16 protein-coding genes are annotated in these 19,141 nt (G+C 38.8%); 9 read left to right on the forward strand and 7 right to left on the reverse strand.

Annotated features, from left to right (window positions below; genetic code table 11):
- Positions 1–12: 12 nt before the first annotated feature.
- Positions 13–939 carry a DMT family transporter gene (locus ACK2M2_RS04900; protein ID WP_409510827.1) on the reverse strand — a complete coding sequence of 309 codons (927 nt, stop codon included), beginning with the start codon at positions 937–939 and terminating at the stop codon, positions 13–15.
- Positions 940–1,942: 1,003 nt separating this feature from the next.
- Here ACK2M2_RS04900 and ACK2M2_RS04905 point away from each other — a divergent pair.
- From ACK2M2_RS04905 to ACK2M2_RS04915, 3 genes are read left to right on the forward strand one after another with little or no spacing between them, the layout of a single operon-like run.
- On the forward strand, positions 1,943–3,070 hold the full coding sequence (locus ACK2M2_RS04905) for a Re/Si-specific NAD(P)(+) transhydrogenase subunit alpha (RefSeq protein ID WP_409510828.1): 1,128 nt from the start codon (positions 1,943–1,945) through the stop codon (positions 3,068–3,070).
- An 11-nt stretch (positions 3,071–3,081) separates the two neighbouring features.
- The gene (locus ACK2M2_RS04910; RefSeq protein ID WP_409510829.1) at positions 3,082–3,402 is read left to right on the forward strand and encodes a proton-translocating transhydrogenase family protein; all 321 of its coding nucleotides are present in this window, start codon (positions 3,082–3,084) and stop codon (positions 3,400–3,402) included.
- Positions 3,403–3,405: 3 nt separating this feature from the next.
- The gene (locus ACK2M2_RS04915) at positions 3,406–4,857 is read left to right on the forward strand and encodes an NAD(P)(+) transhydrogenase (Re/Si-specific) subunit beta (protein WP_409510830.1); all 1,452 of its coding nucleotides are present in this window, start codon (positions 3,406–3,408) and stop codon (positions 4,855–4,857) included.
- A 226-nt stretch (positions 4,858–5,083) separates the two neighbouring features.
- Here ACK2M2_RS04915 and rsfS read toward each other — a convergent pair whose 3' ends face one another.
- The 5 genes from rsfS to ACK2M2_RS04940 all read right to left on the reverse strand — a co-directional run bounded on the left by rsfS (position 5,084) and on the right by ACK2M2_RS04940 (position 11,148).
- Complete coding sequence (gene rsfS, locus ACK2M2_RS04920) at positions 5,084–5,485, reverse strand: ribosome silencing factor (RefSeq protein ID WP_409510831.1); 402 nt, start codon at positions 5,483–5,485, stop codon at positions 5,084–5,086.
- 90 nt (positions 5,486–5,575) lie between these two features.
- Positions 5,576–6,373, reverse strand: coding sequence for a hydroxypyruvate isomerase family protein (locus ACK2M2_RS04925; RefSeq protein WP_409510832.1), 798 nt, complete (start codon positions 6,371–6,373; stop codon positions 5,576–5,578).
- Positions 6,374–6,402: 29 nt separating this feature from the next.
- Complete coding sequence (locus tag ACK2M2_RS04930; protein ID WP_419346363.1) at positions 6,403–7,275, reverse strand: NAD(P)-dependent oxidoreductase; 873 nt, start codon at positions 7,273–7,275, stop codon at positions 6,403–6,405.
- Between the two features lie 54 nt (positions 7,276–7,329).
- Positions 7,330–8,118, reverse strand: coding sequence for a crotonase/enoyl-CoA hydratase family protein (locus ACK2M2_RS04935; protein ID WP_409510834.1), 789 nt, complete (start codon positions 8,116–8,118; stop codon positions 7,330–7,332).
- A 225-nt stretch (positions 8,119–8,343) separates the two neighbouring features.
- Entirely contained in the window at positions 8,344–11,148 is a 2,805-nt protein-coding gene (locus ACK2M2_RS04940; protein WP_419346364.1) for an ATP-binding protein, read from the reverse strand.
- 151 nt (positions 11,149–11,299) lie between these two features.
- On the opposite strand from ACK2M2_RS04940, the gene cysM reads away from it, so the two are divergent.
- From cysM to ACK2M2_RS04960, 4 genes are read left to right on the forward strand one after another with little or no spacing between them, the layout of a single operon-like run.
- Positions 11,300–12,214: a cysteine synthase CysM gene (cysM, locus tag ACK2M2_RS04945; RefSeq protein ID WP_409510836.1), complete on the forward strand. Its 915-nt coding sequence runs from the start codon at positions 11,300–11,302 to the stop codon at positions 12,212–12,214.
- 53 nt (positions 12,215–12,267) lie between these two features.
- Positions 12,268–13,098 carry a 3'-5' exonuclease gene (locus tag ACK2M2_RS04950; RefSeq protein WP_419346366.1) on the forward strand — a complete coding sequence of 277 codons (831 nt, stop codon included), beginning with the start codon at positions 12,268–12,270 and terminating at the stop codon, positions 13,096–13,098.
- Between the two features lie 8 nt (positions 13,099–13,106).
- On the forward strand, positions 13,107–14,498 hold the full coding sequence (gene rlmD, locus ACK2M2_RS04955) for a 23S rRNA (uracil(1939)-C(5))-methyltransferase RlmD (RefSeq protein WP_419346368.1): 1,392 nt from the start codon (positions 13,107–13,109) through the stop codon (positions 14,496–14,498).
- Between the two features lie 30 nt (positions 14,499–14,528).
- Positions 14,529–16,835, forward strand: a complete 2,307-nt coding sequence (locus tag ACK2M2_RS04960; RefSeq protein ID WP_409510839.1) for a RelA/SpoT family protein — start codon at positions 14,529–14,531, stop codon at positions 16,833–16,835.
- A 137-nt stretch (positions 16,836–16,972) separates the two neighbouring features.
- On the opposite strand, the gene ACK2M2_RS04965 is transcribed toward ACK2M2_RS04960, so the two are convergent.
- Positions 16,973–17,749 (reverse strand): SDR family oxidoreductase, encoded by a 777-nt coding sequence (locus ACK2M2_RS04965; RefSeq protein ID WP_419346370.1) that lies wholly within the window; start codon positions 17,747–17,749, stop codon positions 16,973–16,975.
- A 140-nt stretch (positions 17,750–17,889) separates the two neighbouring features.
- Here ACK2M2_RS04965 and mazG point away from each other — a divergent pair, with 140 nt between their 5' ends.
- On the forward strand, positions 17,890–18,693 hold the full coding sequence (mazG, locus tag ACK2M2_RS04970; protein ID WP_419346372.1) for a nucleoside triphosphate pyrophosphohydrolase: 804 nt from the start codon (positions 17,890–17,892) through the stop codon (positions 18,691–18,693).
- A gap of 13 nt (positions 18,694–18,706) precedes the next feature.
- The gene (locus ACK2M2_RS04975; RefSeq protein WP_409510842.1) at positions 18,707–19,129 is read left to right on the forward strand and encodes a ComEA family DNA-binding protein; all 423 of its coding nucleotides are present in this window, start codon (positions 18,707–18,709) and stop codon (positions 19,127–19,129) included.
- The last annotated feature ends 12 nt before the right edge of the window (positions 19,130–19,141 follow it).

Raw genomic sequence — 19,141 nt, forward strand, 5'->3', positions numbered from 1 at the left:
ATCTGTGGGTGGTCAGCCTGCCAATTTATTTTTCGACAGTGTAATCATCATCACACCAATAATATTGAGTAGGCAACCAAACCATTGAATTATATTCATGTGTTCACCCAGTAAAGAAACCGCCAATATAATGGTGAGAATTGGTCCGATTGAACCAATCATCGCAGATTGTGCGGCGCCTAAACGAGATATGCTTTGTGCAATTAAAATGGTTGGTAATACTGTGACGAGTAAGCCAAGTGCAATGCCATACCAAATGACCGTTGTTGGAAGTTGAGATAACAGCCCTATGGGATTGGGTGTTGCAATTATAAAGTGTGTTAATGTCCCAATACAGGCAATGCTTAGTGCAAGACCAGTATAATTCCATGAACCAAATTTTTGAATGAGGCGTGGAGTTAACAGGAGGTAAGATGCAAAACACACTGCACTGGCAAAAACCAAACTGACACCGATCCAAAAATTACCTTCATGTGCCACAGTACTTTGCTCTTGTAGCATCACAATAACTGTACCGCCATAACTGAGCGCAATGGCAAAGATACTTTTGAGACGTAATTTTTGTTTATAAATAAAACTTGAGGCAATAACCGTTAATGTTGGATAAAGGAATAAAATAATCCGTTCTAAAGATGCGCTGATATACATCAGTCCTGCAAAATCGAGCCAACTTGAAAAGTAATAACCAATCAGTCCTGCAACCATCAAGAGAAACCAGTCTTTTGCTTTGATATCTTGATTGTGATGTCTATTGAGCCAACAAATGAGTAGGAAAAATGGCAAAGCACTTGCCATACGCAGTGCCATAAGCACTGTTCCATCGACTAAGGGTGACAGTGCGTACGCTTGCTTAATAAAGATCGCTTTGGTGCTAAACAAAAAGGCTGCGCCTAAAGCGAAGATAGAGCCGAGTTGTATACTCGAAAAAGGATGTTTCATAAGACTCACGATGCAAATGGCAATGGTCTAGATTTGAAGCTAAGTATAAAGGTTCGAATGATTGAGGGAAAATGCAAAAAAAGAATCAGTTTAATCAAAATATGGAATATAAAATTAAACTTAAGGTGGTTTTAATGCGCAATGGATGTAAAAAAGAACTTGCTGTAGAGATTTTTTTCTGCGGAGTGATTCAAAAATGATACTTTATTTGTGCAAAAGATTAAAATTTTCATGTTTAAACCTTATTTTTACCCAATAAACGTTACAAAATGATGCGATTCTTCTTGTGTTATAAATTGTGCAAAATATTGTATTGAAATTTTGCGCCATGTTGGTGCGTATATACACATTTGACGTCATTATTCAATTAACATCATCAATTGTCAAAATGGTCATTCAAAAAAATACAAAAATATTTTTTATTATTATTTCTTTGAATATGAGGAAAAACTATCTTGTGATATAAGTACTTTTTTTTATTAATGAAAATATTAAATGGAATAATATAGAGCCATCAATTTGTCTAAAGATACAACAATAAATTTAGTTTTTATGAGCCATTTTATTGATCTTCAAATGTCATTAATGCAAATAAAAGCTTTAGATTTACGATAAATTGACTGTTTTAATAGTAAATTTACTGATTATTTTTTGTCTTTAAAATGGTGTTTTTTTGGCATAAAAGTCAAAACTAATCATCCGATGGTGTCTTATTTTTATGCTATAGGTAGGTTTGAATGTGGGATATCACGGTAAATTTCCTGTAAAAAACATTCGAAATGAAGAGCTCGCTATTTTTCATCATTGCTAAAATGAATACTAGGTATGTCGTAAAATTATATTTGTGAATCATGAGTTCAAAACATAGGTATTTATAAAATAAATATTGGGTGGTAATTTAAAAAAGTTCAATTAGAATCCAAAAATTGAACAAAAAACATATCCTGAGGAAAGCATCGTTTATCGATGTTGACTTGAAGAAAAATTAGCTTGAGGAATGCTCATGCAGATCGGAATCCCAACGGAAACTGTTGTCGGTGAAAGTCGTGTCGCTGCTACACCTGAAACAGTAAAGAAGTTGATTGGCGCTGGCCATACTGTAGTCATTGAACGTGGAGCGGGTAAAAGAGCCGCTTACATTGACAGTGCTTATGAACAGGTCGGAGCAAAAATCACGGAAGATGCCTATACAGGCAGTCAAATTATTTTGAAAGTTCGTTCTCCTCAGGGTGAAGAAATTCAAAAACTTACGCCGAATACAACAGTTGTGGCGATGTTTGACCCGTACCGTAATACTGAACTTGATCAGTTTGCGGCACAACAAGTCAATGCATTTGCGCTTGAGTTGTTACCTCGTACTTTATCTCGTGCGCAGAATATGGACGTGTTGTCTTCTCAGGCAAACTTGTCAGGTTACAAATCAGTTCTTTTAGCTGCAGCAGAATATCAACGTATGTTTCCAATGCTTATGACTGCAGCAGGTACTGTAAAACCTGCTCGTGTGGTGATCATGGGTGTGGGTGTTGCGGGCTTACAGGCAATTGCAACGGCAAAACGTCTAGGCGCTGTTGTTGAAGCAACAGATTTACGTCCAACAGCACGTGATCAGGTGGAATCACTTGGTGGTAAGTGGTTAGACGTTCCAATGTCGGATGAAGAAAAGCAAAAAGCTGCCGATGCTGCGAAGAATGGTTATGGTTGGATGCCAGGTGAAGAATATATCCGTGATCAAGCGATCATTGTCGATAAAGCTGTATCAAATGCTGACATCGTGATTACAACAGCTTTATTGCCGGGTCGTGATGCACCGCGTTTAATTAAAGCTGAAACCGTTGCCAAAATGAAACCGGGTTCTGTCATTTTAGATATGGCTGTAGAAACGGGTGGCAACGTAGAAGGTTCTAAGAACGGTGAAAATGTTGTCACTGACAACGGTGTCACGATTCTTGGTATTCCAAATATCCCTGCGACAGTGTCGACTGAAGCATCTGCATTGTATGCACGTAACGTGTTTAATTTCGTTGAAACTTTGTTTGATGCAGAGAAAAACTTTGTGTTGAATCAAGAAGACGAAATTCAAAAAGCACTTCTAGTAACTCATGGCGGTCAAGTACTGCTAAAGCGTGGTTAAGGAGAGTCATCATGGTTGAAACTATTACTATTTTCGTCTTAGCCATCTTTGTTGGTTACTACGTGGTTTGGGGTGTAACACCTGCATTGCATACGCCATTAATGGCAGTGACCAATGCATTGTCATCGATTATTGTTGTTGGTGCGATGATTCAAACGGTTGGTATTCCGGGTATTGTTGATGCAAGTGTGCAATTTCAATCAATCAATGTTGTTAGTGTGCTTGGCGCAATTGCAGTGTTCTTGGCAAGTATTAATATTTTTGGTGGTTTCGCAGTGACTGCGCGCATGCTTGAAATGTTTAAGCCAAAACAAAAAAAGAAAGAGGGCTAATCCATGGAATTCATTAAAGAATATGCAGATTGGTTCTACCTTGTTGGTGCTGTACTTTTTATTTTAACCTTACGTGGTTTGTCGGGTCCTAAAACAGCAATTCAAGGTAACCGTTACGGTATGATCGCAATGGCGATCGCTGTAATCACCACTTTCTTTGTCGCTGACCATCCTGTTGTGTGGATGATTGGTGGTGCAATGGTACTTGGTGCAGTTGTAGGTATTGCTCGTGCACGTACAGTTCCAATGACACAAATGCCTGAAACTGTTGCTTTGATGCACTCTTTAGTTGGTTTGGCTGCGGTATTGATTGCGATTGCTGCAATTTTGCATAACAACCAATTAACAGCTTTATTTGCTCAAAATGAATCAGTATTGACAGCTGCGGGCGTGCAACATGCACATATGAGCAGTGTTCATTTATTTGAACTGTTCGTCGGTTGTTTCGTTGGTGCAATTACATTTACAGCATCTGTTTTTGCTTACGGTAAATTGGCTGCGAAAAAATGGGCAAAAACCATTTCAGGTGCATGGGTTAAACCTGTACAAGCAATCATTTTCCTTGCAATGTTGGCATGCGGTATCTTGTTCTTTACCACAGGTAATATGCAAGCATTCTGGGCAATGACAGCACTTGCACTTGTCTTTGGTTGGGTGTGGATTGCACCAGTCGGTGGTGGTGATATGCCAGTAGTTGTATCGCTTCTAAACTCATTCTCGGGTTGGGCTGCGGCAGGTATTGGTTTTACACTTGAAAACAACATGTTGATCGTTGCTGGTTCGCTTGTTGGTTCATCGGGTGCAATTCTGTCTTACATCATGTGTAAAGCAATGAACCGTTCAATCATCAACGTATTGTTTGGTGGAACGATGGGTGCAGCAGCACCAGTTGCGGAAGCAGGCGATAAAGTACAGCGTAATCATCGTTCAGGCTCTTCTGATGATGCAGGCTTCTTGATGTCAAATGCAGACAGTGTTGTGATTGTACCAGGTTATGGTATGGCGCAAGGTCGTGCACAAAATGCAGTAAAAGAACTTGCCAACACTTTAAAAGAACAAGGTGTAACGGTTCGCTTTGCGATTCACCCTGTAGCAGGTCGTATGCCAGGTCACATGAACGTACTTTTAGCTGAAGCTGATGTGCCTTATGAAGATATTTTGGAAATGGATGAAATCAACTCTGATTTCCCTGCAACCGATGTTGTACTTGTAATTGGTGCAAACGATGTTGTAAACCCAGCGGCGAAAGATGATCCAACATCTCCAATCTACGGCATGCCAATTCTTGAAGCGCATAAAGCACGTACAATCATGGTGATTAAGCGTTCTATGGCAACAGGTTATGCGGGGCTAGACAATGACTTGTTCTATAACGACAAGACAATGATGGTCTTTGGTGATGCGAAGAAAGTTGTTGAAGATATGACAAAAGCTATCAATGGTACGGGTCACTAATTCATTTAGGATTAAATCTACCTAAAACCTCCTTTAAAAAAAGGAAATTAATGAACCACCTTCGGGTGGTTTTTTGTGTTCTAATTTTGCAGAAGTCTGTTATAAAATATTGAATCGACTGAATCTAAACCATGACTTAATCAGCATAAAAAAAGCGACCGAATGTGGTCGCTTTTGTTTGGATACTCAGCCGTGGTTTAGATCACGTACTAATTATGCCATAGGCTTATGCAACAGATTCTGGAGTTGCGCGCCAAAGGCTTTCCAAGTCATAGAATCTACGTGCTGTTGGCAACATAACATGCACAACAATTAAACCTAAGTCCACGAGGATCCATTCAGCATCACGTTCACCTTCAACACCAATCGGGCGGAAGCCAGCTTTACGAGCTTCTTCAGCGACATTGTCTGCAAGGGCTTTAATGTGACGAGTTGATGTACCACTTGCAATTACGATTGCATCAGATACATTGCTGACTGAACTCACATCCATAGCAAGGATATCTTTGGCTTTTACATCCAGCAGCGCTTCACGTACGACATTAAGACATGTCAATACATCTGGATTTTGAAAATTCATAGGGAGCTCTTTAGAATTAGAAGCGCTGGGCGATGGTTCAGAATTCATGTTAAGTCTATTTTCCTGACAATTACTCACTGTCTAATATACCCACTTTAATGAAAAATTTCAAATCAAGTATGTGAGTAAAAATTACTCTTAGGTAGATTGATGATTCGGGAAATATTTTTCTTTCCAAGCAAAGGACTGATTTGAATGTGATTGTGGCTTATATTCTGCTGCAATATAACCGCTATAGTGACTTTGACTGAGCCATTTAAAAATATTAGGAAAATCAATTTGTGCGGTGTCAGGCTCATGTCGTCCTGGACAGTCAGCAAATTGAATATGTCCAATCACATCAATATTTTCTTGTAGTGCTGTTAGGACATCTTCACCCATCATTGCCATGTGGTAACAGTCATATTGCATTTTAAGCATAGGGTGTTGTACGACTTCAAGTATTTCTTGTGCTTGGGCAATATTTTGAATGAGGAAGCGAGGCATATCTGTGCCATTAATCATTTCAAAAACAGGCTGAATCAACTGCTCTGTCAGCATACGACATGCCATTTTTAGATTGATTGCTAGGGTGTTTAAGCAAGGTAATAAGTCGGCATCATGCGGTTGTTTTCCTGCCAAAATATTGACGCGTGGAATATTTAGTGCAGATGCATATTCTATGGCTTTTTCAACAGCTTGATGAAACTCAATTTCACGTCCAGGGATACCTGCTAAGCCATCACCACCTTGCATTAGATCGCCTGCAGGAACATTGATCAGGCAAATGTGAAGATCGTATATTTCCATCTGCATGCGAATTTCATCAATCGAAAGTTCATAAGGAAACTGAATTTCAATCGTGTGAAATCCATGTGCATGAGCCAATGCAAAGCGTTCAATCAATGGGACTTCGGTGAAAATCATCGATAAATTTACAGCCAATTGCGTTGTCATACGTGTGCTCCATGCAGATGAAAATAAATTTAACGTTTAGACTCAACCTGATAAATCACCGTTGCAAGATCAGCTTCAGCATAACCTTGTTGCTGATGACTTTTTAATTGTGATAATGCTTGTCGTGCAACAGGAATATCTAAATTAAATTTTTCAGCAAGTGTTAAAGCATTGTTGAGATCTTTGGAAAGCGTTTGAACTTTCCATTGTATAGGTTCAAAAGTATGCGTTGCCATGCGCGGTGTCAAGATCTGAAAAGGCTTAGAGTCTGCAAAACCACCTGCAAGTGCAGGGGCGAGAAGAGTAGTGTCTACGCCTGCTTGTGCTGCCAGCGCAACAGCCTCTGCAATGAGTGTACTATTTGCAGCGACAATCAGTTGATTGCAGATTTTAGTGGCTTGTCCTGTACCTGTTCCACCCATACGTGTCACACGCTGCGAAAGTACATTATAAATTAGGCTTAAATCTTGGATGATATTCTCTTGTCCACCTGCAAAAATTACCAATGTGCCATTTTCAGCGCCTGCCGTTCCACCTGAAACAGGGGAGTCAATCCAATGACAGCGTTTGCTCTGTGCTTGATCTGCAAGTTGTGTAGTTTGATCAACAGATAGGCTTGAGAAGTCAACAATTACTTGATCGGTTTTTAAAAAAGGCTCGATTTGTGCATAAACAAATTTTACTGCTGAATCATCGGCTAAACAGGTCAAAATCACAGGATAGTCGGCAATATCGCTGAGTTCTAAAGGATATCCACCAATGTCAATAATCTGCTCACAAGCAGAAGGCGTACGGTTCCAGACTGCAACATGAAAACCCGCTTGAATTAGACGGGTTGCCATGCGACTCCCCATTAAACCCATGCCTAGAAATGCAATTTTTGTTTGAATATCAAAGTGCATAACTTTTCCTAAATATTAAATTATGATTCCAATTTAAATTAGCTAAATTAAAGTTTACTTATATTGACGTGGTAAAAACTGAACTTCGGGATTCTTATCTTTTTTACGTGCAATTTGGCTATTTTTGCCAAGTAGTAATTTTAATTGCCAAATTTTTTCTAAACGTAAAGATTTGGTTGGTGCATGTTCCATGGCATCTAAAACACGTTTTGCTGCGGTTAAGGCATCAGGTGAGCGTTGTAACATTTCAGCCGCAATTTTTTGTGCTTGTTCGAGAGGCGATCTACTGAGATGTGTCACCAAGCCAATGTCTTTGGCATATTGACCATCAAAAATACGGGCAGTCAGTGTAAGTTCTTTCGCTAGATCTAAACCAATCACGCCTTTGAGTGAGCGTGTTAGACCCATGTCGGGAACTAAACCCCAGCGGCTTTCCATAATCGACATTTGTGTTTCAGGATGTGCAATACGAATGTCCGCAGCTAAAGCGAGTTGCATACCTGCACCAAAACAAAAACCTTCAAGTGCTGCAATTACAGGTACAGGGAGTTCTTGCCAAATTAAAAATGCTTTTTGGAACAGACTTTGACCTGGTTTAATCAATTCCCAAGCGGCAAATGCAGTATTTTTAGGGCTATTTAAATCTGCAAGGTCAATGCCTGCGCTAAATACATTGGCTTCACCAGTTAAAATGACGCAGCGAATAGAGCGATCTTTTTTAATTTTTTGTGCCGTAGAAACAAGTTCTTTGAGCAGTGCAAAGCTCATAGCATTGCGTTTTTCAGGACGGTTTAAATAGACAGTTGCAATACCATCTTTTTTTTCAATACGTAATAAAGCCATGCATTTTCACTCTTGTTTGTTTTTGCTGAATCAGAATTTTATGACTTGAGCATAGCATGCTGTTTCTGATGTTACATGACAGTACAGTCACGGAAATATGTAAGCAACACGATTCTTATTGAGCACTCAACTTTAAGCAGGCTATTTGAGTACAATGCCATATTTCCTTGCATTAAATTGCATGAAAGGAGTCGTGAGCGAGAATGCTTCTTTTTATACAAGATGTTAAAAATTCAAAACTTGTTTTGCTGCACTTTCAACTTCATGAATGACAAGTTGTAGTTCATCGAAGCATTGTTGGGTGTGATGAATGAATGCATCATCGGCTTTTTTACGTTCTTTACGTAAGGTCGACACAAACTGTTCAAATTCACCTGTGGTTTTTTGCAGTTTTGGTACCCCGACATAGCGTGTTGCTCCATAAAGGCGATGTAGCACATGCTCAAGTTGAGGGAAATCTTCAAGTTCAATGAGTTGTTCAATTTCAGTGAGTTCAGTTGGGAAGCTATCTACTAACATTTTGAGTAAATCTTGTGCTAAATCTTCTTTGTTCGCTGCCAACTGTAGGCTTTGTTTCCAATCTAAAATATTGTGATCTAATGCTTCAACGATAACGGTATTTTCTGTTACTTGAAGCGGTTTAATAAACTTATCTGCTGTCCAATGGGTCAAAATTTGAATAATTTGATCAATTTGAATCGGTTTAGTGACATAATCATCCATACCCACTTTGAGAAGTTTTTGTTTTTCATCAGAAAGGGCATGCGCTGTGAGAGCAATAATTGGCATGCGCATCCCATCAAGGGTGGATTCAAGCGAGCGAATGGCACGTGTGGTATCAATACCAGACATGACAGGCATTTGAATGTCCATAAAGACCAAGTCAAAAGGCTTTAAGCCTTGATCAATATTGAGTTGTAAGATATTTAAAGCTTCCTGACCACTTTGTGCTTTGGTGGTTTTGACATTCAATTCACCAAGCAATGCCTCAAGTACAATTAAGTTGGGTAAATGGTCATCTACTGCCAAAATGTGTAAATCTCGTCCTTTAAAATCTTTATGTTGTTCAGGCTCAAAAATAGGTTTGTTTTTCAGTAGTTGAATCAGTGCAGTACGACTGAGAGGTTGATACAGTGGTCGTGCATTAAATTTGGCAATCATGCTTGGGTCAAGCATCATTTGATAACCGTAGACTGCAATATGCCCTTGATAACGTCCACGAATTTCACGCAATAAGGCTTCAGTATCGCCACTATGGTCGACAATCAGCCATGTATCATCTGATTCTTTAGGTAAGTTATTTAAGCGACTGAATAAATCTAAAATAGACTGAGTTTCGGTATGTTGAACATCATAATTTTCAAGATAATGACGTAAAACATTCGCTGTTGCAGGATGAGCTAAATAGGACACCACTTGCATGTCTGTAAATTTTGGATGCTCAAAGATCGAATCTTCATCCGTTTTCAGTACGGCTGTAAACCAAAAAGTTGAACCTTTCTCAGTCGGTGCACGTTCTTGGTTATCTTCGAAACCAATTTGTCCTTGCATGAGATGTACAAGTTGTTTGGAAATTGCGAGTCCAAGTCCTGTACCGCCAAACTGACGAGTCACAGAAGCATCACCTTGAGAGAATGACTCAAATAGACGTTTACGGTCTGTACCGCTTAAACCAATACCACTGTCTTGAACACTGAAATGCAATAAACATTGTCCAATGTCATCATCTTCTATACGTACCCGAACAATGATTTCACCATCAGGAGTAAATTTAATGGCATTGGAAATGAGATTGGTTAATATTTGTTTGACGCGTAAAACATCGCCAATCACATGCTTAGGCACGTTGTCAGCATAGTAAAATGCCATATCAATGTGTTTTTGCGCTGCGAGTGGTGAAAGCATGTCCATCACATCAAACACTGCTTCTTCTAAGTCAAAAGGTGCAGTTTCAAGTTCGAGTTTACCTGCATCAATTTTAGAAAAATCAAGGACATCATTGATTAGTGCGAGTAAGTGTGCCGATGATTTACGAATAGTTTGCAAGTATAAACTTTGATCGTTACTCAGGTTATCTTGACGCAATAATAAATGGATAAATCCATCAATACTGTTCAGTGGTGTACGTAATTCATGGCTGATATTGGCTAAAAAAACTGATTTAGCTTGATTCGATGAAATTGCCTGATCACGCGCTTGTTTGTAGGTAATATTCTGTACTTCGAGCGTATCTAGTGTTCTTCGTAAGTCATCTTCAGTTTGTTCTGTGTGTTCTTTGAGTTCTAAGAAACTGAAATGTAGGCGTTTGACCACATTGGCAATGTCTCGTTGTAATAGACGCAGTTCACCTGTACTGTTAATCACCATGTGCTGATCAAGCGTGTCAGCATTTAGGCGTTGTAATTGCATGCGAATTTCGTACATCGGGGCAATCCAACGCCGTGAATAAAAATTCAAACACAATAGTAATAAAAGAAGTGTCAATAAGCCTGTGGTAATTACCGCAATCAGTACGCGATAGCGTGAAATTTCTAAAGGTTGATTGTCGAGTTCAACCATCAACCATAATTTAGGTTGATCAGCTTTAGTCGGAAGAAGTGCACCATAAACATGATTGTTTTTATAAGTGATGGGGCCAAAAAAAGTATTTTGTTTGCTTGGGATAACCCAATCGCGTTGACCTTGAAAGCCAATATTTAAAATTTGTTGATTTTTTTGATTGATAATACTTGCACCACGAACATACTGTTCATGAAATAAACTTTGTAAAATATGCTCGGCTTCATCTTTTTTTTGTGGATTTTTCGCCACCATATCAGCCAACTGCACAGCCGTATATTGATAGCGACTTAAAATTGCAATTGCACTTGAGCGTTGTTGGTTTTTCGCAGAATTTGATGTTTCCGATAAAACTAAAGCTGCACCAACACACGAAATGATCATGATGGGAACGAAAATGAGCGCAATCAGTTGACCGTAAGCATGATTGAGTTTTAAGCGTTTAAAGAGTTTCTTATTGAAATTCGACATCCATTGAACCACACGTTCCCCATGTCAGGCATATTAGCATGCTTTATAAAAAATGCTGATGCTTTAATCAGTCTGAATAAATTGCGCCAAAAAGTGTGCAGGCAGAAGTATTTTTTCATACAATAGGCGCACCTCGATATAGGTACACCTAATGACTGATACACAACCTAATTTTTTAGCGGATGAATTTTTACTTGACCATTATGTAGGGAAAACCCCTCTAGTCCGCTTGCAACGCTTGCCAAGTCATACGCAGGCAACAGTATTGGCAAAGCTAGAAGGCAATAATCCAGCAGGCTCGGTGAAAGACCGTCCAGCATATAACATGATTATGAAAGCTGAACAGCGTGGTCAAATAAAACCAGGTGATACTTTAATTGAGGCAACGAGTGGTAATACAGGCATTGCACTTGCAATGGTTGCAGCCATGCGTGGCTACAAAATGAAACTCATTATGCCCGCAGGTTCAAGCCAAGAACGTAAAGATGCCATGCGTGCATATGGCGCTGAATTGATTGAATCTGAAAATATGGAACAAGCACGAGACATGGCTTTGAAAATGCAAAGCGAAGGTCAAGGCTTGGTTCTCAATCAATTTGGTAATCCTGATAATGTTGAAGCACATTACTTGACGACAGGGCCTGAAATTTGGCAACAAACAGAAGGTAAAATTACTCATTTCGTCAGTTCTATGGGAACAACAGGGACGATTATGGGGATTTCTAAATATTTAAAAGAACAAAATCCTGAGATTCAAATTGTCGGTTTACAACCTTCAGAAGGTTCAAATATTGCAGGTATTCGCCGTTGGCCACAAGAATATTTGCCGACGATTTTTGAACCAAAACGTGTAGATCGGATTATGGATATTCCGCAAATTGAAGCGGAAAAAACAGCACGTCGCTTGGCACGAGAAGAAGGGATTAGTGCGGGTGTTTCATCGGGCGGTGCTGTTTGGGCATCGGTGAAAATCGCAGAAGAAAATCCTGATGCAGTCATCGTGTGTATTGTTTGTGATCGTGGAGATCGTTATTTATCTACAGGTTTATTTTCAGTTCAAGACTAATGGTTTTTAGTTCAGGACTGATTCATTTTAATTTTGAAAGTTGAGCAATCATCATGCGCCTACCTGTTTTAGTATTTGATATTGAAACGTTAACTGATTTGAAATCGGGGGCGCATTTGTATGGCTTAGATTTGCCTGAGCAAGATTTAGAAAGTGCATTGACGAAACTGCGTCGTCAAGAATCAGGCAGTGAGTTTCAACGTCTGCCTTTACATGAAATTGTGTGTATTTCTGGTTTATGGATTGATGAAAAAGGCACAATGAAATTGTTTTCGTTTAGTCGAGAACAGTGGTCTGAAGCAGAAATTTTAACAAAATTTTTATCAATTTTTGATAAACGTCATCCGACTTTGGTCAGTTGGAACGGTTCACAGTTTGATTTACCGGTGATTTTATTCCGTGCGATGTATCATGGTTTATCAGCAGCGGCCTTGTTCGATCAGGGTGAGATTGATACGCAAAAGCGCTATAATAACTATCAAAATCGCTATCATCATCGTCATGTAGACTTGATGGACGTGATGGCAATGTTCAATGGTCGTAACTTTCAAAAGCTCGATGATATTGCGCATTTGTTCGGTTATCCGGGCAAGCGTGGCATTGTGGGTTATCACATTCCAACCTATGTTAAAAATGAGCAATGGCTTGATTTAACAAGTTATTGTGAAGGTGACGTACTCAATACATGGTTGATTTTCTTACGTTGGGCATTACTGAAAGGTCAATTGTCACAGCATGATCATCAATTGTGGATTCAAGCCACGATTCATTATTTACAGGGTCTGCCTCAGCAGGCTGAATTTTTACAGGTATGGCGTGAAACTTCACAACACTGTGAGTTTACCGCACAAGATTTTAAATCTGTCATTCCTCCATTAGATTAGGTATTTCTTTGAAACACAACGCTCGAACTCGTCCTGCTCAACTTCCACAATATACGTTTAAAGTTGAGAAACTTTCACATGAAGGTCGAGGAATAGCGCATTACTGTGCGGAGCAAGACCATCCAAAAGAAAAACAAGGTAAAAAAGTCTTTATTCGTTATGCCTTACCAGGTGAAACGGTCAAAGTACAAATTACACGCCAAGTTTCTAAGCTTGAAGAAGCCGATAAAATCAAGCTCATTAGTGAGCCATCTCAAGATCGTATTGAGCCGATTTGCCCACACTTTACTCAGTGTGGTGGTTGTAATATGCAACATATTCATGAGGATATGCAGATCCGTTTAAAACAGGATGTGCTCAAATCACATTTCAGTCATTTTGCGGGTTTAGAGCCTCAAGAATGGTTAGCACCAATTCGTTCAATGCGTACAGATTACCGCCATAAAGCTCGTATAGGCGTGCGTTATTTACCAAAAAATAATAAGTTATTGATGGGATTTCGTGCAGCCAATAGTAATCAGTTGATTGATATTAATACCTGTAAAATTTTAGATCAGCAGTTAGATGAGGCATTACCCGAAATTCGGGTATTACTCGAAAGTCTAACAGGCAAAGCGACAATAGGTCATATAGAATTGGCAAAAGGCGATGATGAAATTTCCTTATTGATTCGTCATACTGAAAAATTAAAAGAGCATGATGTCAACCTATTGCGACAATATGCGTTACAGAAGAAGTGGCAGTTATATTTGCAACCAGCAGGTGTTGATAGTGTTCATCGTATTGATGATGCAGAAGCTCCAAAGCAACTACATTATAAACTGAATGAATTTGATATTGAGTTTGCCTTTCATCCGACAGATTTTACGCAAGTTAATCCAACGGTCAATGTGCAAATGATGAAAATGGCATGTGAATTGCTTGATTTAAAACAAGGTGAAAGTGTTCTTGATTTGTTTTGCGGATTAGGAAATTTTTCGTTACCACTTGCTCGTACCGTTGGTGTACAAGGTCAGGTTGTTGCTGTAGAAGGCAGTACTGAGATGGTTAAACGGGGTACAGAAAATGCACTGAAAAATGGGATTGCCAATGTTAAATTCTATTCACAAGATTTAACGCAGGATTTTTCACAACATTCTTGGGCAAAGCAGGGTTTTGATGCATTATTGATTGATCCACCACGTTCAGGTGCAGAAGAAGTCATGCAATATATTCCTAAATTTGGTGCAAAAAGAATCGTTTATGTGTCATGTAATCCAGCTACTTTAGCTCGGGATGCGGGAATTTTGACCCAATACGGTTATCAGTTAAAAAAAGCAGGTGTGATGGATATGTTTACCCACACAGGGCATGTCGAATCCATTGCTTTATTTGAAAAGAAACAAGAGATAAACGATTAAAAATGAGTAGTACAGTCAGAGGAGAGTGGTATGGTCACAGTGCGTGAACAGTTACCTGGAAGACTCACCGAGTTATCTGAGGAAACGACTGTAGAACATGCCGAGGAAGCGCAACAAGGGTTAAATGCTTGGTTAGCGCGGGTGAGCGGTATACTTGATGGTGCCAAGCTTAATCAACTGTCAGAAGTTGCAACGCTGGTTTTACAACGTGAGCTTAATATTGCATCGGGGCATAAAAGTAATTCTTTTTCGACAGGCTTGGGAATGGCAGATATTCTTGCGCATTTGCATGTCGATGAAGATACTTTATCCGCAGCGTTGCTTTATCGTAGTGTTCGTGAAGACATTATTACACTCGATGAGATTCGTCAAAAATTTGGTGAGAGCGTTTATAGCCTCGTCAAAGGTACTTTGGCGATGGGTAAACTGTCTGAACTAATTGAGAAAAATAAGCGCCTCGAAGATCATTTTAATAACAATCAACGAGAGCATTTGTCTGGCATTTATAAAATGCTGATTTCGGTGACGGAAGATGTCCGCGTTGTTCTCATTAAGTTGGCAGAACGAACATTTGCACTGCGTGAATTGACGACATCAACTAAAGAACGTCAAGAACGTGTTGCACGAGAAATTCTCACGATTTATTCGCCATTGGCACATCGTTTAGGCATTGCACAGTTAAAATGGGAGCTCGAAGATTTAGCTTTCCGTTATTTGGCACCTGAGCGTTATAAAGAGATTGCATCTCTACTTAATGAAAAGCGTTTAGAGCGTGAGCAATATATTCAGTTTGTCGTTGAAAAACTTAGAAATGAACTTGCAGAACATGATATTCATGCTGAAATTTCAGGTCGGGTAAAACATATTTACTCAATTTATCGAAAGATGAAGAGTAAAAATCTGAGTTTTGATCAGTTATATGATATTCGTGCAGTACGTGTATTGGTTAATGATGTTTCTGAGTGTTATCACGCTTTAGGTCTTGTTCATCAAATTTGGCGACACATTCCACATCAGTTTGATGATTACATTACCAATCCGAAAGCTAACGGTTATCGCTCACTGCATACAGCGGTGATTGCTGAAAACAAATCGCTTGAAATTCAGATTCGTACTGTAGAAATGCATGAAGAAGCGGAGTTGGGTGTGTGTTCACACTTTAACTATAAAGAAGGGTCTAAAAATACCGATTATTCATTTAACCATCGTTTGCATTCTTTGCGTGCGGTGCTTGAGCATTATCAAGAGCGCACTGAAACGAGTGCACATCCGAATGAAGATGAAACTGAAGATTTTGAACAAATTCAAGATTTTGAAGGTTTTGAAAAAATCTATGTGTTCAGTCGTGATGGTGATATTCGAGAGCTACCACGAGGTTCAACGGTACTTGATTTTGCTTATCATGTGCATACTGAAGTCGGTAATAAATGCTACGCGGCACGTGTCAATCAGCGTTATGTGCCATTAACCTACACCTTAAAAACAGGTGAACAGGTTGAAATTTTAACTAAAAAAGATCGCGAACCAAATCGTGATTGGTTGGTAAATTCGCTCGGTTATATTAAGACTTCACGTGCACGAGATAAGTTACGTCATTGGTTTAGGCAGCAGGATCGTAGTAAAAATCTTGAGGTTGGGCGTGAAATTCTGAATAAAGAATTATCTCGTTTAGCGATTCACCCGAAAAGTATTGATTTAAGTGATTATACCAATTATTTCAATGTGAAATCGGGTGAGGATATTTTGGTTGCTTTGGTTAATGGAGATATCGGTCTTCATTCATTGATCAATCAAGTCAATCGACATATGCACCTCGATCAGGATGAACCTGAACTTGTATTGAAGCCAACATTAAATCCACGTGCAAGCCATACATTGTCTGCGCATGGCATTCTTATTGATGGTCTTGATAATGTGGAATTACATGTTGCACAGTGTTGTCAGCCTGTACATGGTGAATCGATTGCAGGATATATCACACTCAATCGTGGTGTGAGTATTCATAAAGTCGAATGTTCTGATTATTTGCGTATGATCAAGAATGAACCTGAGCGTGCTGTAGAAGCTGATTGGGAAATGCAACCGACACGAGGTCAAAGTGTACAAATTGTGGTGGATGCATATGATCGCCGTGGTTTGCTTAAAGATTTGACTCAGGTGATTTTCTCCGACCAAATCAATATTCGTCAAGTTAATACTATTTCAGAATCGGATGGTATTGCCAATATGAAACTCTTGATTGAAGTCAAAGGTTTAGCACAACTTTCCCGTTTACTTGCTCGACTTGAGCAACAACCAGGAATTATTAGTGCAAGACGTTTGGTACAAGGAAACTAAAGCATTTTCATTCGATAGTGATAAAAAAACCTGCTTTATGCAGGTTTTTTTAGGAAAAATTAAAATTTGAACTGCTTATAGTGTTGGTAAATACCGCTGTTTTCGATAATTGATGTGTATAAGTGGTTTGAAAATATTTATGATTTACGACTAATAAAAATGTTACTCAGTCGGTTGATAAATTGGGGGCTTTTATTTGAAAGTTGATACATAATTTTAGTTTTTAAGCCAATAGGGGTATGTGTTGGGGTGAAAATGGAATCTTTAGTTTTAACTAAAGTAAGGATTTCATCGGCAACATTTTGAGGTGTTAAGCTTACGCCAATATTTTGAATACTTGCAGCATCCATATCTTTGATCATTGCAGTTTGGACAAACAATGGCATCACATCAAGCACACGAATACCATATTGCTCCCATTCAACATCTAAACCTTCGGTAATGCCTCGTACGGCAAATTTGCTTGCAGAATAAGATACTAAGTCAGCTTGCCCATAAATTGCAGACGCAGAGGAAAGGTTAATTACACGTGCAAACCGTGCTTTACGAAGGAGTGGTAGGGCTGCGTGACAACCATTCAAAACACCTTTCACATTAATATCAATGGTGCGGTGGTGTGCTGAAATGTCGGTTTTTACGAAATCACCTGAATATAAAACTCCGGCATTATTGACTAAAATATTGAGCTCACCAGCCCATTCACTGAACTCTTGTAGTGCAGTTTGCCATTGATCATATTGGCAGACATCGAGCTTTCCTGCCTTGGCATTAATTCCTAACTGTGTTGCAAGTTCTTGTGCTAAAGCTTCATTTAGATCATAAATTCCGACTTTATAGCCTTGTTGATAAAACAAGCGTGCGATGGCTGCACCAATGCCTTGAGCAGCACCACTAATAAAAATACTTTGATGCATTGAAATTCCTTTTAGTTTTGTAAAATGAGAAGATTTTATTTTCTTTAGTTGTACATAAAATGCCTGTTGATAACAAGGATCTTCAGTCACTCTTATGATCTGCTATGCTGACGAGCAAACTTTGGTTGTGGGAGAATGATGTGGAACAGTTACTAGCGATTATGGAAAAACTACGTGCAGAATGCCCTTGGGATCGAGAACAAACGCCAGAGTCATTAACTCAATATGCCATTGAAGAAGCCTATGAGGTTGAAGAGGCGGTGCGTTCAGGTCATACAGATGATGTGCGTGATGAGCTTGGTGATTTACTTTTACAAGTGGTTTTTCAATCGCAAATGTATAATGAGCAAGGTGCTTTTGATTTTAATGATGTTGTGAATGCTGTTTGTCAGAAACTCATTCGTAGACATCCACATGTATTTCAAAAAGAAAAATTTGAAAATTTAGATGTAGATCAAGTGTCTGTATTGTGGAAAGAAATCAAACAACAAGAAAAACAAGGTAAAGTGCAGAGTCGTTTGGATCAAGTCAAACATGGTTCAGCCATCATACAAGCGGAGAGTATTCAGAAAAATGTGGCTGAAATTGGATTTGATTTTGCAACAGTTCAAGATGCCTTTGACAAAGTTGAAGAAGAAATTGCAGAATTTAAAGAAGCTATGAGCGATCAAAATTCCGATGAAATGCTAGCAGAATTTGGTGATTGTTTATTTTCATTTATTAATGTTGGTCGTAAACTTGGGCTATCGAGCGAGATGGCATTATTAAGCACCAATTATAAATTTAAAACACGTTTTGCTTATATTGAGCAACAAGTGAAAAAACAGCAGAGAACATTGACTGAGCTAAATCTTCAGGAAATGGATGCGCTGTGGGATGAAGCAAAACAACATTTACAAAACAATCAAAATAATATTGAGGCAGGTGTAAAACCTGCAATTTAGCAGGAAAATCGGTATGAAATTAGACTTTTTTATTCGTTCTTTTGGTTGGCTTATGTTGTGTATGATTAGTTTTACCCATGCACAACAATATGATCATAACTATTTGAAATGGAAAGAAACTCAACAAGCACAAGATGAAAAACTAAAACTACAAGGAAAAGTACCTACCTCACCGAATCACTATTTATCACGTCCTATTGTTCAGCCTGTAGCGGTGGTAAAACAGGGTGCAACGATCAGTCAGGGAAAAATTAATTTAAATACTGCAACGGTAGATGAATTGCAGCAGTTAAATGGTATTGGTTTAAAAAAAGCACAAGCCATTATTGATTATCGAGTAAAACAAGGAAAGTTTAAAAATATTGAGGAGTTGAATAATGTGAAAGGTATTGGCCCTAAATTATTTGAAAAAAATAAGAATCTCATTCGAGTTTAGAAATAAATCGTT

This window comes from Acinetobacter sp. TY1 (genome assembly GCF_048551395.1).
Lineage (GTDB): Bacteria > Pseudomonadota > Gammaproteobacteria > Pseudomonadales > Moraxellaceae > Acinetobacter.